Genomic DNA, 24,229 nt, shown 5'->3' on the forward strand with positions numbered 1-24,229 from the left:
TACATGATAGAGTGTCTTTTATGTTGATTTTTTTCACATTCCTCCTTATTTACTAAGGGAAAACCTATGGTATAATATAGGTAGCTAATTTTAGGGGATGTTTTCTCTACATCGCTCGTTGCCATCGAGCGTTTTTATTTTTCAATAGCTAACTTTCTGAAAGTTTATTAAAATTTGGTTACCGATATGTGTAACAACTGGCCCGTGCTTCTGTACGGGCTTTTTTGATGCTTCCACGCATCGCAATACACAGTAACCCATTTACTATGTGGGGGATTATTATCAAATTTCTAAATATTAAGACATTAAAAGGTTTATCCTATTTAGCTAGACCTAATCAGGACGTTAATAACGTTCATTATGTTCGTTTGTTTTGTTAGATGTAAAATCAAATTGAAACTGTATTCTTCGAATTAATAAGTACTATTGAACTACCCCCACTTTCACTTTGTTTAGAAGTGAGGGATTCCTAAGTAAAGAGTTCTATCGAACTCTAATTGATTAGGCTAACCCCGCAGTCCTTGCGGTTAGAAGCCTTATCGCTTCATTCTTTATATTGATACTTGCGTTAATATCCCTATCATGGTGTGTACGACAAGAAGGACAGTCCCATTCACGTAGGTTTAGATTTTTAACGTCTTTATTTTGATATCCACAACAAGAACATAATTGGCTGGAAGGAAATGTTTTCGATACGACAATGACTTGTTTGCCATACCATTTTGCTTTATATTCCAACATTGTTCGAAATTGTGACCATGATACCTCACTAATTGCTTTTGCTAACTTATGATTCTTTAACATATTCGATACTTGCAAATCCTCTATACCGATAACATCGTGGTTTTTGATGATTTCAGTTGAGATTTTGTGCAAGTAATCTTTCCTAGCATTTGATATGTATTCATGAATTCTAGCTACTTTTACTCGTTGTTTATTACAGCGAGAAGATCCTTTCATTCTTCTAGAAAGAACACGCTGCGCTTTCGCCAACTTATCTTCTAATAATCGGAAAAACTTCGGATTTTTATAAGGTTTACCATCTGACAAAATAGCGAAATCTTTTAGTCCTACATCTATTCCAATGTAAGAATGTGTTTTCGGAAGTTCTTGTACTTCTGTTTCAACTAATAGTGACACAAAATATCTGCCAGAAGGGTTTCGTCTAACAGTCGCATTTACAATACGTCCCTTTACTTTGCAGCTTTTGGCAAATCGAACAAGGCCTAGTTTCGGCAACTTTATTTTGTTCCCTACAACGGCTATGTTTTCATTTGTTTGTTTTGTGGTGTAAGATTGTACGTTATTCTTCTTGGATTTGAAACGCGGGGCACTATTTTGTTTTTTGAAAAATCGTGTATATGCATCCGCAAGGTTGCGAACAGACGACTGAATCGCAATACTATCTACTTCTTTGAGCCAAACAAACTCTTTCTTCATGGCAGGAAGTTTGGCAGAGCATGTACCATATGTTAAGCCTTTTCCAGTCTCTTTGTATACGTGATCCCATAGGGATAGGAAATGATTGAATACAAAGCGAGAACAACCTATCGTTTTGTTAATTAGAATTGCTTGTGCTTGATTTGGATAGATACGAAACTTAAAGGCTTTATTAATTATCATTTAATTCACCTCCATTTAAGTATATGACTATTATATACCAAACGTACATTCGATAGGTAGTGGAGTAAAGCTTTCTGTAAGTCGAACAATTAAGATGGCTTACTGCCATCCCTTGTTCGAAGCCAATTCATCTCCCACCTACTCACTCGGCTGTGACCCTTCACGCTCCTTGAGGAAGGAGTCTTCTTGGCTAAAATGATAAAAACATAATAAAAAAGAGTGCGATTAAGATATGCACTCCTTCAAAAGAATTTACCACTCTCGATGGTCACCGTGATCATGATTACGATCGCGTTCATGATCACGTCTACGACGACACTCATCACAATCGCAGTCACGTCTACAATGACAGTTGTTAAAATCGTTTCTTCTGCGTCTACGACCGCATCCGCAAAATACTAAATCATCCCAAAATCTATTACAATCTCGAGAATGTCCAAAATTATTATTCCATCCCATAGATATGATTCCCTCCTCTAAAAATTGAATTCATCATATTCTATGATTAAAAGTTAGAAATGGTTTGTTTACTAGTCTATGTTTCAGACTAATAATATTTCAATTTGCAAGTCTATCTGACCCCTTATCTTTCCTTAACAACAAACAAGACGCCACCCAGATTACGGCAGCGCCTACGATAATTGCTATAAACTTAATCAAACTTATTTATCCTCACTTTATTTATTCCTTTGTTTCCATACCCCATTCTCTTTACGATAAGTATTCTTGCCATCCATGAAGTCAGCTGTATTACCCGGAATGCTATATTTCTTATTCTTTTTCTTAGCCTTCTTCTTCAGTCTCTTCTCTTTTTGAATAACTTGCAAATCTGCCTTCCATTGTTTCAACAAATCCTTTTCACGTCGCATCGAATTTGTACCCCTTGGATTAAAATGTGAACTAAATAATTAGATTCTATCTATTTATATAGAATCCTTTAATCCAAATGTCCATTTTATTCTACCCCTTGTTTAATATGTACCAATTTATGTTTTTCCTTCTATATAGGCCAACGATATATTATAATCCTTTATATCCCCAAGGAGGTTTACCATGCTTAATTTCCATAAAATATTTCCCGTCTTAGGATTCTTTTGGTTTTTATACGGTTTTATTGGTCTCATATTTTTATTACTATTCCTTAGCGTATCGTAACAATGCGTATACATGTATGCTTAATGTGTAATTTCTATATAACAAAGAAAAAAGCACCCGTTATGGATGCTTTTGATTACTTATGCGCTTAATTTTCCAGTAATCTCTTCTGCTGTTAAATCATATTGTTATTCCTCACTTTTAATAAAAATACAAGATATTAGTAAGGATGATTTATATGAACAAATTCCGGAAGAGGATAATTAAATCTTTACAAACTTTTTGGGGATGCTTAGCATTTGGTGTATTAATGTTTGCTATCTTCTTAATTATGGATCTAACAGATATACCTTTAAATTCATTAAGTTGGAGAGATTGGATAGGTTCTACAATAGGTGCAGCCATTGTATCTGTAGGGATGTTTACTTTAAGTAAATTGGATTTAAAATAATTTTTCCGTCAATACTATATGTAGGCTGTATGCCAAAAATCATTTGAAATAGTTTTCTTTGTATCTCCTTGTATAGAGCAGTTAACTTTTGCTAACTGCTCATTTACTCGTGAGCATTATTGACAAGCTATCATATAATGTAGTCATGCCTTTCTTAAAATTAAGTTCGTCACTTGAATTATAAAAATGGGATTAAACCCTATAACCTTTTCAAGAATCAGCCATATTTTATTCCTGAAAAAGTGCTTTATTTTACTGAAAGGTGGTTGCGGAAACAACTGCCTTGTTGTATATGATAAAAGGATTATTTTTTTCAAATATATACTACTAATGATCGATAAATATCTTATAATTGTTATATACGAAATAATTTGTTTAGGAGCAGATAAAATGCCAGTTACACTAGAACTTATTCTTTTTATTCTTATAGCAATTAGTGCTGTTGGCTATTTGATAAAAGAATCTCAAAAAACTAAGAAAAGAACCCTTGGAATTTCACTAGAACTTTTAGTTCTTTTCTGTTCAATATGGAGAATATCGACTATCATAATCCAAATTTCGGAATATAATCTCTCGTAAATAAAACTAAATATCCTGACAATAATTTATATGACATTAGATTTTCTCCTTATTCCCCCTTGGAGAACCGAGCAGTTAGCTTTTGCTAGCTGCTCTTTGTCTGTAAAAATAAACTCAATTAACAAGAAAAGCATATAATATTCTGTGTTCCTTTCTTTATAAAATAAAGTAGTCTTCACAAAATGGATCTCGTCACGAGAGCACTTAATAAAGTGCTCTTTTTTGGTTTTAAAATAAACAAAATGAAATTTTTATTTATTTTTCTTTCATATATAATATTTTAATATTTGTTTATAATATAGTTGTAAATTTTGTACAACATATATCTGTATCCAGTGAAACATCTAAAATTGTACAACCGAGCAATTAGCTACTTTAGCTAGCTGCCTTGTTATGTAAAATAAAGCATTTATGAAAAGCTTTCTCAACACCCAACTGATGGAATTTAATTACCTTTTATGGTAATATATTGGTAATCCCATAAAAATCTATCGTTCCATTAACAGGACCCGTCCCCCCCTAATCGGGTCCTGTTAAATGTTCTCTATTAAAATGGTGTTTTGGTTCAACTATCGTCTTCATCTCCCCACGTCCTACAATTCAATATGCAATATTACATATTCTACACATTAAATTTATAAACATGTAATAATCGGTTTATACAATATTTAAAATTAATATCTAAAGGAGGATACTACATGTCTTTCTTTTCTTGGTCTCCTCTTATTTTCTTAACAGTTGTTGCAATCATCATTTCTATTAAAAAGACTAAGAAACAATAGCTTTAAATAGTTACAATATGTTATTTTTAGGAGGTGTAGTTATGTCATTTGCAGCATGGAGTGCAATTTTTATGACTTTAATCGGAGCAATGTCAGGAGTAATATTTGGTACAATTTCTTCTAAAAGAAGTAAAAATATCAACTAAAAACCTACTAATAAAAATAAATTTTTATTTAAGTGACAGCTGATACAATCTTAATATTCCAGCTGTCATTTTCTATTCAAATAACTATTTTTTCACTTTTTTGATACATTTATGAAACATTTATATGTTATCTTCATTATGTTCTTTTCTTTTCATAAATTGTGTGAATTATACCTACACAAGAAGCTCTAGATCCCTAAATCTAGGGCTCCTTCGTTTAAATAAATATTTTTTTAATTCGATGTATAGACAACTGAATATTTAAACATTAAAATATTATTGTGATTCCCGCATGGTTTCACATACGACTTTTTTCTTCGGTTATGGGGTTCTTACGTAATAGTAAGAGCCATTTTTTTATTCCAATAATTTTTTTGTTAAAAATTTACACACACGTACTTTTCGATATATAATTAAATTATCAATATATTAGGAGTGTTAAGTATGTCAGGAACAATAATGATTTTGTTATATATTTGTTTCGGAATGAGTGTCGTTTTTAGCTTAATAAGGGAATTTCGAAAACCACAGAAAAACCAGTTCTTAATTTTAGTTGATTCTTTAATTTTGCTAGGAGCAAATCCTAGCCTTTTTTCTTTCACCATCGGTTGATTCGAAGACCAGATTCCCTCTTTCAATTACATTAGCTTGCATGCTAGCCTCTTTAGGGAATTCAATGTAATCAACAAGTACACTATCCTCAGTTCCAAGAATTACGCGTCTTACCACTACGCGGGCGTAGCTGCAATTCATATCCCGGTGGAATCTCCAAAGCTAATCCCATTTGTACAACCTTTGTATGGCCCGGCCATATAATCGTGTCCTCTGCTGCTACAAAATCAAAACCAGCACCACCAAACTTTCCATATCTTGGTAACTCCACATCTTTTATAGATTTTCCGAACGGGAAACCCCACTACGGTGCGATAGCACCCACTTTAGGAATGGGATGAGAGTGAGGTCAAATGCGATGTACAAATAAAACAACGAAGGTACGTTCTCTACATCAAGAATTTGAATTGGTATCATTTTCATAATAGGCAAATAAAAGTCTCTAAAACAATCTTGTTCTCTGAAAACAGAATACATAGGAGGTTGAAGTAACAAATTCTTCTACTCCGTAAAATGTATTGAGTCGTCAAGCACAAGACGCTAAAATACATTTGAGAACTCACAATCTGACTCGTTTGGTAATAGAGAATGAGTGCCGTATCTGCTATATGCACTGGATAGGGAGTGTTGATGGCACACCGCAATCTTGCACGTCAGCGATACTAGAAATAGACTTCGCCTTTGGTAGTAAAAATCCCACTGACATTAGTCAGCTTGTGGCTTTAGCCGTGGGAGTGTCAATTACCTCCCTTTGCTTTGATTAATAATTGAGTCACTTTGTAAACATCATGTTGTATTTCCATCATTCTTGATACACTCCTTTAATTAGATTCCACAACTCTTGTTCAGTCATCTCATAAAGTTGTCGACCAGTCTTTTCCTCTTTATAAATTCCTTTTTGTAGTAAAACATCGATATAGATTTGTTTCCTGTCCATGTTGCCTCCTAGCTACTTTTCTTCTTAGGTCTCCTTATAGGTGTAGTTGCTGCCCTTTGTGGACTCCATCCTCCTTTTAATACTCTTTTACTAAATGTGCTATATGAAATACCGTTCTCTTCAGCTAAATTGACCATATCTTCCATTGTTGCTCTTAATTTCTTTACAGGCTTTTTTGCTGCTTCCTCTGGTGACATCCCTTTATAAACACGAGTTAAAAATGTTTTCTTTTTAACCCCATTTTCTAATGCTATTCTTAACCACTTTTGTTCCCTAAATTGATATTTCCGAGGCGGTGTATTAATTGCCTTACCAACATCCCATCCCATTTGATACACCCTACGATATAACATGTTATAGCCAATGCCGTTCTTCTCGGCTGCTTGATAATCTTCCTTTTCTAGCCATCTATTTATCATCATAGCGCTATGCCTCCTAATCCAAATTCATAATCTCCTCTAAAGTTCTATCTGAAATATGGGTGGTAATGATTTGTATGTTCCCGTATTTCTTTTTAGCCATTTCTATAGCTGCGCCCTCGGACTTCGCGTCAAACCAACGGAGCTTCCATTTCTCGTCTTTATCGTAAAACTCTACTGAATACGTCATAATGCTATTACGTTTCAAAAACTTATCCGCTTTACTTGTTGCAGTATAATCAAAACTTCCGACTACATCCTCTAGTGTTAGTTGTTTCATGCTCCTAACCCCATTGGGCGCGATTTGATTTTGTTCTTATCTGCCTGATCCATGATTAATGCGGCGATTTCTAGTTGATGCCTTCCTAGCTCTTTTGCTATTTCGAGAATACCTTTATCCTCATCCCACATTTTTCTTAATTGAATCACTTCACTTTCATCAAACACTAAGTCTAATTCTTCTAAAGCGATATATAAGTTACGACGCGATTTCTTCATGTACCTTTCCTGTTGCAACGCCATTATGTAATTCTCCTTTTCCAAATCCGTTCCAAGTCGTGGCATCCCATTTCCCCTCCAGTTGTAATTGATGAATTTCCCTTAGCTCCGCCATAACAGCATGACGTCTTCTATCCACTTCTTCAGGACTGCGATTCCCTGCTTCGCAAATACAAGGTACAAATTGAAAGCAGCCATTACCCATATCGTTCTTAATTATTCCCGTTCCGTTACATGCACACATTTTAATTCCCCCTTTAAAACTGATAATGTCTTTCTTCTGTAATACTTTGTTTCTTTGAAAGTAATCGTTCTGAAGTTATTGAGAATCCGCGATACAATCCGTTCATCATAAGCACCCTCTAAACACACTCCTGTAAGGTTTGTTGTAAATATAGTAGATTGAACCTTACTATTTTGTTTGATCTATTTTTAACTTGTTGTAATTCCTTTTTATAAGTAACCCTTGCTTCTCAAGTTTGTTTATTATCCTTCGTAATGTAGCAGAAGACCATAAAGGAAATTGCTTAAGCCATTCATTGTAACTGTTATAGCCTTCATTGAAATTCTTTAATTTATTTACCAATAATGAACTTGTTGTAAAATATCGCTTCATTTAATACAGTCGTTTTATTAATCCTAATAAAACGATTAACGGTTGTTAATGTATAAGTAATTTGCTCATTTAGTTCACTTTCTTCATCCAACACTCATAACTCACATTGTCCTCCATGCCAGTAAACCGAACCTTTTCTCTCCCTCTGAACTTACCTTCATGATAAAAGGTTCTTTCTGCCCTATATATTCGTTTAATTGGCGTTACATAGTCATAACCTCGTTTTTCTAAATCACGAACTGCTATTAACATCTCCTTCATAGACCCACGCCTTACAGGTATCTTAAACATCACGCATTCGCCCTTTCGCATACCGCTATGTTGCCTTTAACCCACTTTGTTGATTTCTTAAGTACTTCTTCTGCTTGTTTTAATGTCAATTCGACAATTTCTTTAATACTTAATTGTCCTTTAATCATGTCTTCATCTACTTTTCGACGAGTAGCTAATTTTTTTATGTTTAATTTAATTGCACTAACTTGTTGAGCATTAATTATTTCCTCTTGGATTTCTAGTAAATCTTCACTCGCATAGATTTATAAACCTAATCCGTGAATTGCAATTGCTTTTACTAAGCACCGCTGGATACTTGTGTTAATGTCAAAGCTGTTACGCTCTGCAATCGGCTTGTTTTGATTGTTTAATAGTGGATGACTTTGACTTAGTGATTTTCTTGTACAGTTAACTCCCCCCCTACAAAGTAACCACAATCTGTTTTGGGGTAAGGCCCTCCATTAAATCGTTTTACTTCCCATATTGCTGTTGGATCTACTTTTTAACTGCCCATGATAAGTAGTTAAAACGCCCCTTCTTTTCAACATGTTCCGTGCAATCTATTTAAGCTAATTTAGAAAAGTAATTTTCAGTTGTCATATGAATTTCCCCTTTTTAAAATGGTGCTATTTCCGTTTGTTTACTAACTTCATACACTTGCATAAGTGCTTGTAATCCATATTCGTAAGCTACAACCATTGATGCAGCGTTAGGCTCTTTGCTTTGCTTATATCGTTCAACCAAATTCATTAAAATTTGAATTTCAGCTTCAATTTTGGTTTGTAGTCCCACCTTATTCACCTGCCACTTTCTCTGTAGAATGAGACATTACATATTGCGTAATGCACTCTGTTTCTGCGTGTAAGTAATCACCACCAAAATCTAAGTAACTTTCACCGAAGTGTATTTCTCCATTGCAACCTTCACATTCTTCAATAAAGTCTCTTGCTGATGAGTCATGATGATTACCGTAAGTAATTGGATTTTCAATCATATTTCATTCCTCCTTATTTACTGAGAGAAAACGTATGTTATAATATATGTAGCTAATTTTAGGGAATATTTTCTCTACAACGCTCGTTGCCATCGAGCGTTTTTTCATTTTTAATAGATAACTACCTAACAATCTGTTAAAATTTAGTTACCGATATGTGTAACAACTGGCCTGTGCTTCTGTACGGGCTTTTTTGATGCTTTCAGGCATCGTAATACTCAGGAACCAGTCTATTAGGTGGAGCCCCTATTAGATTACCGAATATTACGAAAAGCAAGAGCTTGTCTTATTCACTCTGTAAAAACGCTATTACAAACATAATCCCTTTTGGCTCCTATGGATTATCAACTTTTTTCATAATTTTTATCTTTGTTTTTTTATTCACAATTTCGTAACATCTTTATATAATGTTTTAATAGATTTTATGTTAAACTTATAACATTCCAAGAAGTCCTTTACTTTTAGAATCGACAATTCTTCAATACCCTTAGTCTTGCCCTACACTGTAGGGCTTTTATCATTAGCTAGAGTGATATACCTCAACCTTATCAGTGCTGTTATGCAAAACTCTAGTTCTTAAATCCCTTATGATCCACAAGACTTTCTTTTGTTCATATTAATCATCTTGTTACCATCCCATTTTTTGTCCCAGACATCTATTTATTCGGTGTACCAGGTATTCCAATAAACATATTAATGACGATACGATTACCAGTGATAATGTGCTTTCCTCCATCATTTACATCGCCGCCCTATCCATTTCTGAAATAATTCCACCTTTCGTTAGTATTTCATGAATATTTTATTTCCAACGAGAATTCATTTTCAATGATCTTCTACCATCCATATGCACTACATCAACCGTTTTCGATCTTGTATAACCTCTGTTTTGGTGTTGGGAGTACAGTAACCATTGATTATTCACTTTGTACTGCACTTTTTCTTCTTTCAGGATTTTATTAAGCTTCATCGCTGATAATCCGTAATCCGCTGCAACTTGTGAGACTGTTACAGTATCTTGTGATTGAAGAATTTGGTCTAGGTATGTAATCTTTGATGCGTTTTCTGCAATCTGTTGTGTTAACATGAGCCAATCTGAATTCATTAACGCACTAGGACTAAAAAGTAAATCTGCTGTATCTATGTGGGAGCACGAAGAAATATATAAATGTCCATCGAGAAAAACTTCTTTAGATATAGCTAAACTCACAAATGTATTCGTTTCTTATGTATTTTAAACCCGCCGGTCCATTTAAATTCCCACCATTAAATTCTCCTACACGTACTGGTACTGTAGGATTTGAAATATTATAAATTTCTACTGTGTTATCACCAGCATTGGATACATAAAGAGTCGTACCTATAATAATTAATCCCGCAGGCATATCTAAATTCCCACCATTGAACTCTCCTACGCGTACTAGAAATATCGGATTAAAAATATCATAAATTTCTACTGTGTTATCACCAACACCAGAATTTGCTATATAAAGTAATTGAAGTCTCATAGTAGGACTTGGTCCTGTTGGTCCCGTTTGTCCCGTCGGTCCTGTTGGCAATGTAAATGGTGGAATAGATGGTAATGTAGGACCAATTAAACTTGGGTCTACTGCCGCACCATGTAAATCTTTTTCTTTTGACATACGTCACCTCCAAAAACATTAATCATACCTAATAAATGCAGTGTAGTGACAAAATGACATTAATAAGGGCTTCGGCTCTCTTTTTTATTTTCATTCGACAAAATATGACAAAATAGTTGTAACTGGATTTGTTATGCTTGGGTTAAATCTTACATTTTTAAAGGGGATATTATATGGCTACTCCAAAATACACTAAAATTGATGAACGTTTTGGCATTATTGAATACCCAGTTACACTTGCAGAAATGGTTGAAATATCAAAAGAACTGCCGAAAACAGAACGCACATATTATAAATATGCTTTCGATGCTTTAAAGAAGGTTATGAAAGCTAAAGAAGCGATCTACTGCTTTGAAGTTGCTAATCCTAAATTAACAAAAATGGGATTTATGGTTGTAGGGGAACATAATCTCTACCTCGTAATGATGAAAGGCGGATTTTTCGGAGGCGCTGAAGCTGAAGTAATTAAATACAAGGAGATTAAAAACGTAGACTTCGATATTGCTCCAAATTTATTTGGCTTATCCAATGTGAATACAGGTGTTATTTACTTAGAAATAAAGAGAATGCTGGGTACAAAAAAGAGGACGATTAGCAATATTCCTGATTACAACGTCGATGGAGTATTAAAAGCTATTCGTAATAAATTGAAATAAGCATTAGCACTCTAATGAGTGCTTTTATTTGTGGAATGATACAAACGAGGAGAGGAACAATGAAACTGACTTTATTTACAATATCTAACGAACAAATTAAAGAGCAATTGAGCAAGTTACAAACGAAGATCGAATCACTAGAAAATACAAAAGAATTACAGGATAAAGTAATATCAATGCAAGATCACCAAATTTCATTTTTAAATGACTCAATTGCTAATATGTGGCAACCTATTGCGATTGTGGCTGGGATAGCAGCTTTGGTTATTACAGGGGCGTTTGCTTACGTATCAATTCTGCATCACCAAGCTAAAAGGAAGAGAGAGGAAGTCGAAAGACTTATTCAAGATTCTCATTCTATAGCAACTATTGCACAAGAAAGAATTGATGAATTAAATACTGAACAGCAAAATCTTCAAAACTTAGCAGACTCTATAGATCTTAAGCAAAAAATCGACATGAGATTAAATCGTGCTAAATTTACTTTAGATACAATTGAAAGTTCACAAAAAACATTACTAGAACAATATAGCTCAGAGGGTTACAAATTAAGCCAAGAAAATTCTGTAAAACTTCATGGGTATATTAAACAACGTTACAGATTAGCATCTAGATTTAACGTGCTACATATATATATTACCCAATTAATAGTAGAAGGAGCTACTATTGGTACTAAACAAGAAGACGATATTTCATCACTACAAGAAGATTGCGACAAACTCTTTAATAATTACTTCTCCTTCGAAGACACTTTAGAACCTAACGAAATGTTGAGTTGAAGCAGTTTTCTCAACAACCAATATTTCTTAATGTGGTAAAATATTATTTGGATGGAAGTCCAATACATATCATTAAAATTAAAGTGGTTCAAGTCGGAGGAAGGCACCTTAGGGTGTCTTTTCTCTATTTTCAAAAGGACCTGCTCAATTAATTCTTAAAAACATAAGGTAAAGTGAACCCATTAAGATCCATGGAATGAACCCTAGTTTTACCCTCTGATCTAAAGGAGGCACTATTATTATGGGATATGGTGGTAGTTGCGGCGAAGGCTGTGGTTTTGTTGGAGGATTTGCTTTACTAGTTGTACTCTTTATACTATTAATCATTATTGGATGCAGTTGCTTCTGCTAAAAAACTATGGGAAAAGGCACCTTATGGTGTCTTTTCTTCTGTAAATTATATCTATTACGTGCTCATTGATTTTTTATGTACGTTTGATATAATTACTGTAATAGTATTACAGTAATACCTTGTGTATATAATAAAAGAAGAGATGCGCTAACATCTCTTCAAGTAACTGCTACCGCAAGGTGGTCGGTTGCTTAAACTTATTTTTTGCGTTTAGAACCGCCCTTTCGCTTGCCGGCATTTGGGGCGGTTCTTTTATTTCGTTTACTGCTAATCTTCTTCGCCAGCTCATTCGCATAAGCTGTTGCAAATACTGTAAGGAATACCTTAGCAGCGTCATACAATAAATTAAATAAAGAATCCATTCGGTCACCTCCTTTCTCTCTAGAATCAGAGAAAGGATTGCAACCTCCCGCCCTCACAATATACAGTTGTTCTTATTCTATCATACTAGTACAATCTCACCAATATAAAATAACCCACCTATTTCCCTAGGTGCGCTATATCTGATTTTGCACTTATGCACGGTTGACTATAACAGAAACCTTTTAAATATCATTTATATGTAAAGTAATTGTAATTAATTTAATAACCCTAACACCTTAATAATCTCAATTGTTTTATTATCCTTTATTCTAAAATAAAGTCTTTTCCCTATACGTTCACGACTTACAATATTTCCAGAGTTTAATTTACGTAAGTGTTGTACAATCATATATTCCGGTATTCTTGTTTTCCTACTTAAATCAGATATCGATAAAGAACCATCGATTATTAATTTACAAACAATGGATAACCGACTTGGATTCCCTAATAACTCTAAAACTTTTATACTTTCTGTATAGAAAATAAAGTCCATATGAAAAGCATGTAACAGATCTTCCAACCTCCTAAAATACCCCAATTATTCATTGAGAAAAATAATACTTGAATGAGAGTCCAATACATATTATTAAAATTAAAGTGGTTCAAGTCAGAGAAAAGACACTCGAAAAAATGAGTGTCTTTTCTTATAAAAACTCTATAGTCAATTATGGAAAAGGTAATGTTAAAACATTAATTCCATACTATATTTTATTTTAAGATAAATAATTTGTTATTTTGTTTTTAAAAAGCTCTGGCTCTAAATTGAACGTTTCCAGAAGAATTGTTGTTAGAAAGTGCAGTAAATTGATAATATCCGTCACCGTTTTCCCAAATATTAATTTGCTGGAATTGTTGATTGCTACCTTGAGAATATGATTCAAAAACTCTACCATTTGGAGCGACAACTCTAAATCCTAGGTTCTGGTTACCGTAAGTATTCATCCAAACATTAAGATATCTTCCATCATCGGAATCTATCCAAAATGAATTTTGCCAATTTCTTGTACCTGATAAATAAAAAGAATCATCAAAAATTTCCCTTTGTAATAATTGTGTTTGTTTTGATTCTGTGTTTAAAGTCTTAACATTTGTAACTGGCTCCGCTGCACTAACTTGATTAGTGCCCATTAAATCCAATCCACATAGTCCAATTGCACCTGCTAAAGCGATTCCTGCAAACTTCTTCATTGTTTTCATATTATAATTCCCCCTTTAATATTTTTACAACTTACAACTCAAATGTAACGCAAATCTAATTTTTGTAAATATTTTGAATTTGTAGAAATATTTATTTAAATTTTGTTAATATTTGTAATTAATTTCACCAAATGGAAAATAGAGGTATTTATGGTTATATGTAATAATGCATGTTCATTCAGCAATAAATCGTGATAGAATCTAAGCACCTGTTCTATTTTTTTCAATTAAAATGGAAACCTTACTTCTTATTTACCCAAATGGAAGGCGCTTTATGGCGTCTTTTTTTTATTTTCAAAAGGCCATGCTCATTTAATCCATAAAAACATAAAGTAATTTGAATCCATTAAAATACATGAGTGACTCCTTATTTTTCTCCTACTCTTTAAAGGAGGAATTATTATGGGCTTTGGTGGTAGCTGCGGTGGCGGCTGTGGCTTTGCAGGAGGATTTGCTTTATTAGTTGTATTGTTCATATTATTAATTATTGTTGGAGCTTCTTGCTTCTGCTAAAAAACTATTAGAAAAGGCACCCTTATATGGGAGCCTTTTCTTTATGTATATTATCTATTATCCGATTCATCAGTTTTATTATAAACACATTTAGCTTCTCCAAAAAGACCGCCAGTGTCCCATTCGCCACCATAATGAGCACATCCTAAAGGATCACGATCGTCTCGCATACTTGGATTTGAAGGTTGCTCATAGCCATTATTTACAATACTACCAACAATAAATATCCCTCCGATTACAAATACCACAGCAACGATTAAGAGTGTTTTCCCATTAGGATCGGTAACAATGTCATTTACAACTTCTTTTGCTTCTTGCTGAGTTTCACCTTTTGAAAATAATGAAAGAATAATAGAGATTATAAATATGAAAAATAACACTATTATAAATACCATTACTTATGTACCTCCTATTATATATGTACCTTTAATTATCCAGTAATTTTCTTGCACCTTGTATTAGCCTGAGTAACTGGAATACTTAGTTCAATAAAAACCAAATGATAAAAATTACTCCTATAACTGCTAAAGTTCCAAAAAAACCTACCAACATTTTTCCCTCAGGACCATTAATAAGCTCTTTTAAAACTTCTTTTGCTATTCGCTGACCTTTACCACTTAAAGTTATTGAAAGAATAAAGAATATTACCACTAATACAAATGAAAAAATTATTAGTTCCATGACTTGTATACCTCCCTAATATATGTTCGTTATTAATTAACCAATAATTGCCTTATACATTATACCAACTAGGGTACATGGAAGTATAACAAATTATTTTTATAATTTAATTTATTAATCGGAACAGCATTTATACAGGATAGTTCAAGTCGGAGGAATGCGCCTTTGGGTGTTTTTTTTATTTCATTTCGACATAATATGACAAAATAGTTGTGATTATATTTGTTATGATAGTTCAGGTAAATCTTACATTTTAAACGCTGGGGGATACATACTATGAACAAAAAACTATTAACAACACTTACTTGTTTCGCTTTATTTATGGGATTATCAGCATGTTCATCTAACGAGACAGCAAGTACTTCCAAAGAATCTAAAGCTGAGCAAGAAGCACAAAAGGAAGCTGAGAAAGCGAAGAAAGCTGAAGAAAAAGGGACTGTGAAAAAAGAGAAGGCCGAACAAGAGACGGCTGAAAAGCAACGCAAACAGCAAGAAGAGGCTACAAAAAAGGAACAACTAACAACTACTTCTGGTAACACTATTAAAGGCTTAAAAGACGAACTATCCATTGGTATGCCATTTAAAGATTATCTTGCTAAAAAGAAATCATTAAATGTAGAGAATCCCTTTAGTATTTCACTCGGAAAAGGTAATGTAGGTAGTGTTCTTCAAGCTCAAGATGGAGTATTAGTTGTATGTATTGATGGAGAAAAGATATTCGATTTAAAAACATTTAAAAATGTTGATGAAGCTAAAGAATACGAAAAGAGCTTAAAAGTAAAATAATAGATTCAATTCATATTTCTCAATCACCAATATAACTTAATATAGTAAAATATTATTTGGATGAAAGTCCAAATGAATATTATTAAAATTACAGTGGTTCAAGTCGCAGGAAGGCACCTTAGGGTGTCTTTTTTTATGAAGTTTATAATGCATTATAATGATTAATAGATTTATATTAGAAAGAAACATAATATGGATTTCCAAATACCTATAATAAACCCCTTCTCAGGAATTCCTGGGATTCAAAGTGTAATTCCTGAGAAGGGGTACTGCCAACATAACAAGAATTTCGTACGCCAAGGAATTATTAGATATATTTTTTTAATATATATATTTTAAAAATAAGTTATAAAAATAATATGTTACATTCACATTTACCCTAGCTGATATAATTTATAAGACAATTATTGGCTAATTAAGTGTACATATTTGCTTATGACGCAATAGATGTTTAACCAAAAAGAAAAGCATTAGAGGAAACAAGAAATTGAATAATAAGATATCTTGCAATATATTTCTCTTTGTAAAAAGATAAGATCCTAATCTCCGATCTTATCTTTTTTATTTGTAAATTTACAATAGGGCTACTGCCATATGTCCCTTTTCATGATTAGTTAGTTTTACTTTTAATACTCTCAGTTGCTTTTTTAAATAGTTTCATTGCCTGTTCTGCTTTGTTTTCTGCCTGTTCCAACTTATTATCATTTTGTTCTTCTAATGCCTCTGAGAGTAATTGCAGAGCATTCCAGTAATTATCCATTGCTTGCTTTATCTTTTTTTGTTCAACTTCTAACCCTTTAGGTGCCTCAAGGTATTTGATGTCTCTTACGTGTATTTTTGCCATATCCAAACTCAATTGGATTTCACTTTTCTTTGACTCATAATCCTTTATATCTGAATGCCCTATATCTTGTATCAGTCTCATAACTTCATCCATCTTATTTGTATTTTCTACGATGGCTGCTTTGTATTTATCAACTTCTGAACCACTAATTTTGTCGTTTAAATCTTCCTCACGATGACCCTCTTTCGCATGTTTCTGGTTCTCTTCCTTTACCTTTTGCTCTACATCAGGGTATTTCTCGTTTATCCCATTAAATACTGTCTCCCATTTAGAAACACCATCATCTATCCCAAACATACCGTTTTGTATGTTTTCTTTTGCTTTATCCTTATCATATTCACCATCATACTTACGAGCATCATACTGTCTAACTGCATCTTCTACTTTTATTAGGTGTTTTCTAATCTCTTCTATCCCTTCTTGTATTAAAAATTGGTAGTCTTGATACTTTTTAGGTGGTTTGATTTTTTCAAAACGGTTTATGTCCAAACTAATGTGACTAATTAAGGAATCTACCTCACCTATGTAGACACCCTCTTCTGTAAATAATTCATCAGTTTTCTTTTCTAATTTTTTTAAATGATACTGGAATTCTAAGTGTAGTTCAGTCAAACGATAAGGGTAATCTTCTTCAGATACCTTTACCTTGTTTTCGCCTTCTGTGTCTGATACATTTGATTTACTTTCTTTACTACTTGATTCGTCTTCCTTACTTCCCTTTTCATAATCAATTCTAGACAATGCGTTTCTTAGTTGATTTTCAATCTGTTCATCACTATAGTGCAATTTCTTTAGGTCAGATACCATTTTATCTGCATCATAATACTTATCTACTTTTCTATACTCTGACTGTGTAAGTCCATATGTATTTAATGTGCAACCTACTAGCATGAAACTAACACTTAACCCTGCTATTGCGATACCCTTAAATGATTTATTAATATTCATTTTAAACTTATCCCCTTTTTCTTTTAGTAATTCTTTTCTTCAACAATAGACAGACCTTCATGTGTTTTTGCATTGTCTGCTGCGTCAGTTTAGTTTTCCTAACTTATTATTTTAGTCTTAACTTGAATTTCTTCCTTATAATTACAAAAGGGATATACCTAAACATATAACTGCTAGTAAAATATATCCTTATATTATTTTATAATGATAATAATTAATGAGTCAAAGTAATTTGCGAAAACTATCAACTCAGATACATACTTTTATAGAAATACAGTAGGCTTTTTTACATTAAAAAACTCACCATCCAACAGAAATGGCGAGATCCTTATATATTATTTAATATCTTGTTTTCTCTAATGCTTTTCTTCTTAATTAACAAATAACTGCACTATACGTTATATAAGCTAAAATATCTGAAAAGTTTACTCTGATAAAAACCAAATGACCACAAATATCCCTGTAACTGCCGCACCTCCGAAAAATCCTACCAATATTTTCCCATGAGTACCATTAACAACTTCTTTTAAATCTGCTTTTGCCTTTTTCTTGTCTTCTCCTGTTGAAAAGAGATAACTAATAAAATGTACGACTAGTGAAACTAATGCCGCGATTATTTCTATCATTACTTATGTACCTCCCTAATATATGTGTACCTTTAATTATCCAGTAATTTTCTTGCACCTTGTATCAGCCTGAGTAACTGGAATGCTCAGTTCAATAAAAGCCAAATGACAAAAATTACTCCTATAACTGCTCCAGTTCCAAAAAAACCTACCAACATTTTTCCCTCTGGACCATTAATAAGCTCTTTTAAAACTTCTTTTGCTATTCGCTGACCTTTCACTTAAAGATATCGAAAGAATAAAGAATATTACCACTAATACAAATGAAAAAATTATTAGTTCCATGACTTGTGTACCTCCCTAATATATGTTCGCTATTAATTAACCAATAATTGCCTTATTCATTATATCAACTAGGGTACATGGAAGTATAACAAATTATTTTTATAATTTAATTTATCAATCGGAACAACATTAATACAGGATAGTTCAAGTCGGGGGAAGGCACCTTTGGGTGTCTTTTTTTCTACCTATAAATGTTTAATTGTTATATAATAATATTATTGTATTTTAGGAGGAACATAAATGAATAAAAAACTAATCATTGGAATTATCGCTGTACTAGTAGCTTTCATTGCTTCCGTAGCTATTTTTAAAGATTCCAAATCAGAAGATATGAAACCTAAGTATTCACAAAAAGATATGGATAAACTTATCGATCAACACTTTAATGAACAGCAAGAATTAAAAACACAAATCAAAGAGTTGAAATCTAAAGTAGACTCCTATGAAAAAGAGTCAACTAGGTCACTTCAAAAAACTACACAGCCGAGTCAAGAAACACCTAAACCGCAAGAACAAGAACAGCCTAAAAAAGAAGATGTAAAGCCGGAGTCTCAACCGGAAAAGAAAGAAGTACCTAAATCGGAACAAACTACTGGCACATTAGCGAACCCAGTAAAGAACATCGACAAAACAGAAGCTATGAATAAGGTTAAAGAAAAAGCTAAGAAAGACTTTCCAGATGATTATTCTACTCAAAATTATGTTGCAAATAAGCAATCCAAAGCATTTGACTATTTAAATAACATTGAAATTAAGTCGCAAGAAGAATTAAATATTATAAATAAGGCACTACGTGATTTTCCTACTGATTTTTCAACAGCAAAATATGTATATGAAAAACAAATGAAAGCTAAAGGTGAGCAAGAGTCCCAGTAATAATTTAACAAAATAGATAATAAATATGGTAAAATTATATTCGGATGGGAGTCCAATACATATTATTAAAATTAAAATGGTTCAAGTCGGAGGAAGGCACCTTTGGGTGTCTTTTCTTTTGTATATTAAAAAACCTCAACATCCAATGTTGAGGTTCTTATGTATATTATTCAGTATCTTGTTTTCTCTAATACTTTCTTCTTGATTGAACATCTATTGATTCATAAGCAAATAACCAAAAATTATCACAGAAATTACAAGCCCCGTAGCAGCACCTAATTGCATTTGCCCCTCACTATCAGTCCAAAATTCTTTTAAATCGGCTTTTTGCCTGTTTCCTATTTTCACCTGTTGAAAATAGATAGCGAATAGAATATATAACTAGTAAAAAGAATGACAGGATTATATCTATCATAACTTATGTATTTCCCTAATATATGTGCGTTATTAATTAATCAATAATTTCCTTATATATTATATCAACTAGGGTACATAGAAATATAACGGATTATTTTTATAATTTAATGTATTAATTGGAACGGTATTAATACAGGATAGTCCAAGTCGGCGAAAGGCACCCCTTGGGTGTCTTTTCTTTTTAAAATATATAAGCGCACCATCCCTTTCCTAATAGAGGCCTCCCCTTCATGCCTCCTTACAGGGAGAATAATAAGACCTTTTATATTTACCCAATTACCGAGCTTTCAAATGTTTTAAATAGTTACAATACATGTATTACTTCAATAACATATGATTATTCTTAAGAATGTCATTGATATGTACCAATAGATGTTAGTGCAGCAAAATAAATTGTGTTATGATGTGAGCAAATATAAAGCTATCTAACGGAGGGATTCACATGCCGCATGTTGTGTTTCGTGGAATTACTATTGAACAATTAAAAAGCATAAGCAAGCCATTAATAGAAGAGCTTGCAGAGATTTGTGAGTGTGGTACGGATAATTTTACGTTGGAACTACCAAGTTCTACGTTTGTATTCAATGGAGAAGCAATAGAAGCGTTTCCTCTTATTGAAGTGAAATGGTTTGAGCGTGGACAGGAAATTCGTGATCGATTTGCCAAGGCCATTACTACATATATAATGGATTTAGGACTTCCAGAAGTAGAGGTTGTATTTACGGTTTTCACAGAATCAGCGTATTATATTAACGGGAAGCATTGTGCAAGTTAGAGCTATTTGAAAGATTTTTGTAACATTTATAAGGAGTAGAACCACATTGCCATCAAGCTAAGAAACGCAAATATCTAAAAACAAAAAAACGAACTCAATTCTCATAGAAAACTAAATGTGAAAAGATAAATTTTTTGTTTTGGGGGACATCAAAGTTTTAGCTTGATGGATATGTATGGTGATCCCTAATGGCTGCTATATCAATACCCCAATGATCAACCAGAGACATGAATTGTAATATGCCAACTCGCCCAAAGAATTGGAGTAATATTGCTGGCCATGTCCCTAATTAGATTTCCAAACTTTGTAAAAAGTTTTTTATCTACTTTTTAGCTTCATCACTCATTTCAGTGATATGAGTCCAATATTTCATTGTAATGGGATTGTATTCTACCCTAACTGTGACATTCTTTTGAGCATCAGTATTTACATATCCTTCAATCGTTAGGGCATGAATCGCATTTGATGGTCTATTTTCTTTTTTATAGGAACTCGTATGCTTGTCAAAGGCTTTTTCAACAATTGTTAAATCGAAGTTATACTCATTTTTCATATACTGAATCGCTTTCAATTCAGAAATATTACGGATATTCATTTCTTCCTCTGGTGTAAGAGCCAACTGCTTTTCTAATTCTACGGCATGTTGGTTATCTTTAGATAGATTTAGAGCTCTTGTATTTTCTTCCGAATTATAATCTACCAGCCACTTTTTATCTTTGTAGTACGCTTCGACAGAGGATTTGCATGAAAATCTGCTCTTTCCTTCATTTTGTGCATCACAGCTAGCTAACTCAAAATGAATATTTATTTTGGAATATTCCGGACTTCCTGTACCTTCATTCGCTTGCATCCTACTTTCCTTTGTCACATATGTAATCTTTATAGGACCATTAGTTTTTTCAACCTCATGTTTTACTTTTTCTTCAATACGTTGTTCCTGGACCTGTTTCGCGAAAATGTAGTTCTCCTCATAAAAATGATACATTGCTAAAGGAACAAATAAAGCAATCCCTAAAACGATACAAGAAAGTGCATAATAAGCCAACATTCGCTCTGTAGTATATATACGGAAACAGGCAAGCACAACACAAATATATACTAAAGGCAATGCGATATAAAAAATAGGTACTGAAAAGTAAAATGTAAAGGCTGTAATTAGAAAAATCCCCCCGAGTAACTCGATATATCGCGGAATACCTATACTGTATGCTGCTAAAATCAAAAACCAAATGTAACTTGTTGATACAAGAAAAGCAATTCTATAATACTTCTTACTTTTTATGTTTTTCTCTTCCATTTCCCCACCATCTTTGCAAAACTAAAACTCTACTATCGCTTACAACTTAAAATAAACGCTTACTTACATTAGGCTTCTTAAATGAGTGTAAGTAATACAAGAACCAAACTTGATTCGTACAATCCTTACGTTATTTGAATTACGAGTTAGATTTAGATCTCGACATGATTCCTCTTTTAGTAATAACATAATTCTCTGGTAAACAATTTATGCCTGGATGATTTTTGCAACGTGAAAAAAGCTCTTTTAAATCTCGTTGAAAATCACTACGTGGACGCTTTGGTTCTGCAATTCCCCATTTATCCATGCACTCTAGAATCAAAGATTGAGTCTCCGGGTATATCCTTGCAGTTTCAAGAAGACAGCCAACTGCCACTGAGCGGGTAGATTCCTCGTATGTTTTCTTAAGTTTACCTACACAGCCTGTAGTCATATGCCAAAGCCATACGTGGTAAGTTTGATTACTATCGGGGATAGGTGTATCAAAAAATCCCCTGCGAATGCATGCCCATAAAGCTAGTATACTATTATTAGTGAGAGTAGATGATTCGTGGTTATTAACATTTATGACAAGTGAACTTATATGATTGGATATATTAATGCCTCTTTCAGCCAATCTCCTCCATATACTACAAATGAACTCATTTGTCGGTATATCTTGTCTATAATAATTCGATAACATCAATTCTACTACTTCCGGTGGCAACGAAACGTTTAACGAAATTAATTCATCCAACATTACAGCTTCCCAGTACTGAACATATCGTTCAGAATTTAACTTATCTCGTTCCTTCTTGTCAATATACAATAATCGTGCGATTTTCGTAACGTATGGTTGTAGATCAGCTTCCCTACTCAGACTTTCATAAGCCACTTCTAACAAATCAGCAATTAATTCAGGATTGTTCATTTGAGTGTAAACACCCTTATCATGCTTGTCATGACATAAGCTCTCAATATAGCTAACTATCCAATTTGTAGCTTTCGACGTTTCACCAGATGACAGTATAAAATCAGCAAGGCTACTCTTCATACTTTGGCGTTGTATAGATTCCCTAGAAACAAATTGCTGTAACTTATCCAAAATAATTTCATCTTTTAACATATCGAATACAGATCCCCCTTCACTAACCTTATCTCTAGCCTCTCCATCTCTACCCATTTTACCATATTTTAGTAATTATTGATGGAACTTTTAAAACAATTTTAATAACCATCTATCTGATATACGATAGATGGTTATTATATTTTTAAACAGAAAATTAAAAATGTTTTTAACTTTATGCATTTATTATTTAACGAATTTCCCGAAAGAATTCTCCTTCCTCAAGCGTGTGAAGGGCGTAGCCCACCGGTAGGTGGGAGATGAATTTCGGTTTGGCGTATCCAAAAGGTTTTCCTTTTTATTTTGCCTCTGATATAATCAGTCTTATAAATGATAAAGGCTGGTATATAAATGAAGTTAGATAGTAATAACCATTCAGTATTCTTTTTGTATTATCACCTTGTGTTGGTCGTGAAATACAGAAGAAATGTGTTTGATGATGATATGTCAGACTATGCAAAAGATATGTTTGTTCGACTATCTGAAAACTATAACATCACATTAGTTGAATGGAATCATGATGTAGACCATGTTCATATTTTGTTCAAAGCACATCCTAATACAGAAATGACAAAATTCATCAATGCTTATAAAAGTGCAAGTTCTCGACTTATTAAAAGAGACTTTCCACAAGTGAAAAAGAAACTTTGGAAAGAGATGTTTTGGTCAAGAAGTTTTTGTTTGCTAACTACTGGTGGTTCGCCAATAGACGTAGTAAAAACATATATTGAAAATCAAAGTGAAAAGTGAGGTGAAATGATATGACAAAGCAGAATAAAGCATATAAATTCCGTTTGTATCCAACAGAAGACCAAGCACATCTTATGCGTAAAACCTTCGGTTGTGTACGTTTCGTGTATAATAGAATGTTGGCTGAACGGAAAGAAGCGTATGAAAAACATAAAGATGATAAGGATCAACTAAAGAAACAAAAGCTTCCCACTCCTGCGAAATACAAAGCAGAATTTGAGTGGTTAAAAGAAGTTGATTCATTAGCTTTGGCAAATGCTCAACTAAACTTGCAAACTGCCTATAAAAATTTCTTTCGTGGTCAAAATGAC

At 33.1% G+C, this 24,229-nt stretch carries 32 protein-coding genes and 8 pseudogenes; 13 read left to right on the forward strand and 27 right to left on the reverse strand.

Annotated elements, in window-relative coordinates:
• Nucleotides 1–501: 501 nt before the first annotated feature.
• The 3 genes from tnpB to ACTFR3_RS25240 all read right to left on the reverse strand — a co-directional run bounded on the left by tnpB (nt 502) and on the right by ACTFR3_RS25240 (nt 2,492).
• Nucleotides 502–1,623: an IS200/IS605 family element RNA-guided endonuclease TnpB gene (gene tnpB, locus ACTFR3_RS25230; RefSeq protein WP_048538493.1), complete on the reverse strand. Its 1,122-nt coding sequence runs from the start codon at nt 1,621–1,623 to the stop codon at nt 502–504.
• 252 nt (nt 1,624–1,875) lie between these two features.
• A complete protein-coding gene (locus ACTFR3_RS25235) occupies nt 1,876–2,082 on the reverse strand; it encodes a hypothetical protein (RefSeq protein WP_002094308.1) in 207 nt (68 codons plus the stop codon).
• Between the two features lie 218 nt (nt 2,083–2,300).
• Entirely contained in the window at nt 2,301–2,492 is a 192-nt protein-coding gene (locus ACTFR3_RS25240; RefSeq protein ID WP_001250605.1) for a hypothetical protein, read from the reverse strand.
• A 464-nt stretch (nt 2,493–2,956) separates the two neighbouring features.
• Here ACTFR3_RS25240 and ACTFR3_RS25245 point away from each other — a divergent pair, with 464 nt between their 5' ends.
• The 3 genes from ACTFR3_RS25245 (at nt 2,957) to ACTFR3_RS25255 (ending at nt 5,288) form a co-directional block, all read left to right on the forward strand.
• On the forward strand, nt 2,957–3,169 hold the full coding sequence (locus tag ACTFR3_RS25245; RefSeq protein WP_440044933.1) for a hypothetical protein: 213 nt from the start codon (nt 2,957–2,959) through the stop codon (nt 3,167–3,169).
• Nucleotides 3,170–3,559: 390 nt separating this feature from the next.
• Nucleotides 3,560–3,748 carry a hypothetical protein gene (locus tag ACTFR3_RS25250; RefSeq protein WP_071732347.1) on the forward strand — a complete coding sequence of 63 codons (189 nt, stop codon included), beginning with the start codon at nt 3,560–3,562 and terminating at the stop codon, nt 3,746–3,748.
• Nucleotides 3,749–5,120: 1,372 nt separating this feature from the next.
• Complete coding sequence (locus tag ACTFR3_RS25255) at nt 5,121–5,288, forward strand: hypothetical protein (RefSeq protein ID WP_440044934.1); 168 nt, start codon at nt 5,121–5,123, stop codon at nt 5,286–5,288.
• A gap of 6 nt (nt 5,289–5,294) precedes the next feature.
• Here ACTFR3_RS25255 and ACTFR3_RS25260 read toward each other — a convergent pair.
• From ACTFR3_RS25260 to ACTFR3_RS25315, 12 genes and pseudogenes are all read right to left on the reverse strand, one after another.
• Nucleotides 5,295–5,568: pseudogene (locus ACTFR3_RS25260) on the reverse strand (dUTP diphosphatase); the annotation flags it as partial.
• Nucleotides 5,569–6,090: 522 nt separating this feature from the next.
• Nucleotides 6,091–6,225 carry a Fur-regulated basic protein FbpA gene (locus ACTFR3_RS25265; protein ID WP_000375383.1) on the reverse strand — a complete coding sequence of 45 codons (135 nt, stop codon included), beginning with the start codon at nt 6,223–6,225 and terminating at the stop codon, nt 6,091–6,093.
• Nucleotides 6,226–6,233: 8 nt separating this feature from the next.
• Complete coding sequence (locus ACTFR3_RS25270) at nt 6,234–6,647, reverse strand: hypothetical protein (protein WP_000973344.1); 414 nt, start codon at nt 6,645–6,647, stop codon at nt 6,234–6,236.
• A 13-nt stretch (nt 6,648–6,660) separates the two neighbouring features.
• Nucleotides 6,661–6,924, reverse strand: coding sequence for a hypothetical protein (locus ACTFR3_RS25275; protein ID WP_440044935.1), 264 nt, complete (start codon nt 6,922–6,924; stop codon nt 6,661–6,663).
• Complete coding sequence (locus ACTFR3_RS25280) at nt 6,921–7,208, reverse strand: hypothetical protein (protein WP_031313036.1); 288 nt, start codon at nt 7,206–7,208, stop codon at nt 6,921–6,923. Before ACTFR3_RS25280 ends, ACTFR3_RS25275 begins: the two co-directional genes overlap by 4 nt.
• A complete protein-coding gene (locus ACTFR3_RS25285; protein WP_000332347.1) occupies nt 7,123–7,386 on the reverse strand; it encodes a hypothetical protein in 264 nt (87 codons plus the stop codon). The genes ACTFR3_RS25280 and ACTFR3_RS25285 overlap by 86 nt, the downstream gene beginning before the upstream one ends.
• A pseudogene (locus tag ACTFR3_RS25290) lies at nt 7,359–7,547 on the reverse strand (hypothetical protein); the annotation flags it as partial. The pseudogene ACTFR3_RS25290 and the gene ACTFR3_RS25285, both read right to left, overlap by 28 nt.
• Nucleotides 7,548–7,827: 280 nt before the next feature.
• The gene (locus ACTFR3_RS25295; protein WP_000472844.1) at nt 7,828–8,049 is read right to left on the reverse strand and encodes a hypothetical protein; all 222 of its coding nucleotides are present in this window, start codon (nt 8,047–8,049) and stop codon (nt 7,828–7,830) included.
• Nucleotides 8,049–8,595 (reverse strand): annotated as a pseudogene (locus tag ACTFR3_RS25300) (Sak single strand annealing protein). The gene ACTFR3_RS25295 and the pseudogene ACTFR3_RS25300 overlap by 1 nt, the downstream one beginning before the upstream one ends.
• 51 nt (nt 8,596–8,646) lie before the next feature.
• Nucleotides 8,647–8,823 (reverse strand): hypothetical protein, encoded by a 177-nt coding sequence (locus ACTFR3_RS25305; RefSeq protein ID WP_440044936.1) that lies wholly within the window; start codon nt 8,821–8,823, stop codon nt 8,647–8,649.
• 1 nt (nt 8,824) lies between these two features.
• On the reverse strand, nt 8,825–9,025 hold the full coding sequence (locus ACTFR3_RS25310; RefSeq protein WP_440044937.1) for a hypothetical protein: 201 nt from the start codon (nt 9,023–9,025) through the stop codon (nt 8,825–8,827).
• A 739-nt stretch (nt 9,026–9,764) separates the two neighbouring features.
• Nucleotides 9,765–10,115: pseudogene (locus ACTFR3_RS25315) on the reverse strand (phage antirepressor KilAC domain-containing protein); the annotation flags it as partial.
• On the opposite strand from ACTFR3_RS25315, the pseudogene ACTFR3_RS25320 reads away from it, so the two are divergent.
• Nucleotides 10,111–10,257, forward strand: a pseudogene (locus ACTFR3_RS25320) (XRE family transcriptional regulator); the annotation flags it as partial. The pseudogenes ACTFR3_RS25315 and ACTFR3_RS25320 overlap by 5 nt on opposite strands.
• Here ACTFR3_RS25320 and ACTFR3_RS25325 read toward each other — a convergent pair.
• A pseudogene (locus tag ACTFR3_RS25325) lies at nt 10,216–10,611 on the reverse strand (hypothetical protein); the annotation flags it as partial. The pseudogenes ACTFR3_RS25320 and ACTFR3_RS25325 overlap by 42 nt on opposite strands.
• A gap of 230 nt (nt 10,612–10,841) precedes the next feature.
• Here ACTFR3_RS25325 and ACTFR3_RS25330 point away from each other — a divergent pair.
• The 3 genes from ACTFR3_RS25330 (at nt 10,842) to ACTFR3_RS25340 (ending at nt 12,455) form a co-directional block, all read left to right on the forward strand.
• Nucleotides 10,842–11,324, forward strand: coding sequence for a PH domain-containing protein (locus ACTFR3_RS25330; protein ID WP_440044938.1), 483 nt, complete (start codon nt 10,842–10,844; stop codon nt 11,322–11,324).
• 59 nt (nt 11,325–11,383) lie between these two features.
• On the forward strand, nt 11,384–12,103 hold the full coding sequence (locus ACTFR3_RS25335) for a hypothetical protein (protein ID WP_238601940.1): 720 nt from the start codon (nt 11,384–11,386) through the stop codon (nt 12,101–12,103).
• 241 nt (nt 12,104–12,344) lie between these two features.
• The gene (locus tag ACTFR3_RS25340; protein WP_088325598.1) at nt 12,345–12,455 is read left to right on the forward strand and encodes a YjcZ family sporulation protein; all 111 of its coding nucleotides are present in this window, start codon (nt 12,345–12,347) and stop codon (nt 12,453–12,455) included.
• Between the two features lie 197 nt (nt 12,456–12,652).
• Here the strand turns inward: ACTFR3_RS25340 and ACTFR3_RS25345 are convergent, their stop codons facing one another.
• The 3 genes from ACTFR3_RS25345 to ACTFR3_RS25355 form a co-directional block, all read right to left on the reverse strand.
• On the reverse strand, nt 12,653–12,817 hold the full coding sequence (locus ACTFR3_RS25345) for a hypothetical protein (protein WP_000377658.1): 165 nt from the start codon (nt 12,815–12,817) through the stop codon (nt 12,653–12,655).
• Nucleotides 12,818–13,032: 215 nt separating this feature from the next.
• Entirely contained in the window at nt 13,033–13,311 is a 279-nt protein-coding gene (locus ACTFR3_RS25350; protein ID WP_322368735.1) for an ArsR/SmtB family transcription factor, read from the reverse strand.
• 248 nt (nt 13,312–13,559) lie between these two features.
• Complete coding sequence (locus tag ACTFR3_RS25355) at nt 13,560–14,015, reverse strand: hypothetical protein (RefSeq protein ID WP_440044939.1); 456 nt, start codon at nt 14,013–14,015, stop codon at nt 13,560–13,562.
• A gap of 402 nt (nt 14,016–14,417) precedes the next feature.
• On the opposite strand from ACTFR3_RS25355, the gene ACTFR3_RS25360 reads away from it, so the two are divergent.
• Nucleotides 14,418–14,528, forward strand: a complete 111-nt coding sequence (locus tag ACTFR3_RS25360) for a YjcZ family sporulation protein (protein WP_000505681.1) — start codon at nt 14,418–14,420, stop codon at nt 14,526–14,528.
• 50 nt (nt 14,529–14,578) lie between these two features.
• On the opposite strand, the gene ACTFR3_RS25365 is transcribed toward ACTFR3_RS25360, so the two are convergent.
• On the reverse strand, nt 14,579–14,923 hold the full coding sequence (locus ACTFR3_RS25365) for a hypothetical protein (protein WP_440044940.1): 345 nt from the start codon (nt 14,921–14,923) through the stop codon (nt 14,579–14,581).
• 85 nt (nt 14,924–15,008) lie between these two features.
• The gene (locus ACTFR3_RS25370) at nt 15,009–15,209 is read right to left on the reverse strand and encodes a hypothetical protein (RefSeq protein WP_000420155.1); all 201 of its coding nucleotides are present in this window, start codon (nt 15,207–15,209) and stop codon (nt 15,009–15,011) included.
• 276 nt (nt 15,210–15,485) lie between these two features.
• Between ACTFR3_RS25370 and ACTFR3_RS25375 the strand changes: the two genes are divergently transcribed.
• Nucleotides 15,486–15,995, forward strand: coding sequence for a hypothetical protein (locus tag ACTFR3_RS25375; RefSeq protein ID WP_440044941.1), 510 nt, complete (start codon nt 15,486–15,488; stop codon nt 15,993–15,995).
• A 610-nt stretch (nt 15,996–16,605) separates the two neighbouring features.
• Here ACTFR3_RS25375 and ACTFR3_RS25380 read toward each other — a convergent pair.
• The 3 genes and pseudogenes from ACTFR3_RS25380 to ACTFR3_RS25390 all read right to left on the reverse strand — a co-directional run bounded on the left by ACTFR3_RS25380 (nt 16,606) and on the right by ACTFR3_RS25390 (nt 18,698).
• A complete protein-coding gene (locus tag ACTFR3_RS25380; protein ID WP_048538499.1) occupies nt 16,606–17,787 on the reverse strand; it encodes a DUF7018 domain-containing (lipo)protein in 1,182 nt (393 codons plus the stop codon).
• 425 nt (nt 17,788–18,212) lie between these two features.
• Complete coding sequence (locus tag ACTFR3_RS25385) at nt 18,213–18,413, reverse strand: hypothetical protein (protein ID WP_017657890.1); 201 nt, start codon at nt 18,411–18,413, stop codon at nt 18,213–18,215.
• Between the two features lie 86 nt (nt 18,414–18,499).
• Nucleotides 18,500–18,698 (reverse strand): annotated as a pseudogene (locus ACTFR3_RS25390) (hypothetical protein).
• A 240-nt stretch (nt 18,699–18,938) separates the two neighbouring features.
• Here ACTFR3_RS25390 and ACTFR3_RS25395 point away from each other — a divergent pair.
• Entirely contained in the window at nt 18,939–19,574 is a 636-nt protein-coding gene (locus ACTFR3_RS25395; RefSeq protein ID WP_078386392.1) for a hypothetical protein, read from the forward strand.
• 213 nt (nt 19,575–19,787) lie between these two features.
• Here the strand turns inward: ACTFR3_RS25395 and ACTFR3_RS25400 are convergent.
• Nucleotides 19,788–19,989, reverse strand: a pseudogene (locus ACTFR3_RS25400) (hypothetical protein).
• Nucleotides 19,990–20,433: 444 nt separating this feature from the next.
• Between ACTFR3_RS25400 and ACTFR3_RS25405 the strand changes: the two are divergent.
• Nucleotides 20,434–20,766, forward strand: a complete 333-nt coding sequence (locus tag ACTFR3_RS25405) for a DUF1904 family protein (RefSeq protein WP_017657887.1) — start codon at nt 20,434–20,436, stop codon at nt 20,764–20,766.
• A gap of 322 nt (nt 20,767–21,088) precedes the next feature.
• Here the strand turns inward: ACTFR3_RS25405 and ACTFR3_RS25410 are convergent, their stop codons facing one another.
• A complete protein-coding gene (locus ACTFR3_RS25410; RefSeq protein ID WP_048538502.1) occupies nt 21,089–22,063 on the reverse strand; it encodes a hypothetical protein in 975 nt (324 codons plus the stop codon).
• A gap of 139 nt (nt 22,064–22,202) precedes the next feature.
• Entirely contained in the window at nt 22,203–23,168 is a 966-nt protein-coding gene (locus ACTFR3_RS25415; protein WP_440044942.1) for a hypothetical protein, read from the reverse strand.
• A gap of 351 nt (nt 23,169–23,519) precedes the next feature.
• Between ACTFR3_RS25415 and tnpA the strand changes: the two genes are divergently transcribed.
• Together tnpA and ACTFR3_RS25425 are read left to right on the forward strand one after the other, a co-directional pair.
• The gene (gene tnpA, locus ACTFR3_RS25420) at nt 23,520–23,918 is read left to right on the forward strand and encodes an IS200/IS605 family transposase (protein WP_440044943.1); all 399 of its coding nucleotides are present in this window, start codon (nt 23,520–23,522) and stop codon (nt 23,916–23,918) included.
• A gap of 11 nt (nt 23,919–23,929) precedes the next feature.
• Nucleotides 23,930–24,229 (forward strand): helix-turn-helix domain-containing protein (locus ACTFR3_RS25425; RefSeq protein WP_139848569.1); only part of this gene is annotated, 300 nt, incomplete at its 3' end.

The organism is Bacillus cereus group sp. MYBK14-1 (assembly GCF_051916885.1).
GTDB lineage: Bacteria > Bacillota > Bacilli > Bacillales > Bacillaceae_G > Bacillus_A > Bacillus_A cereus.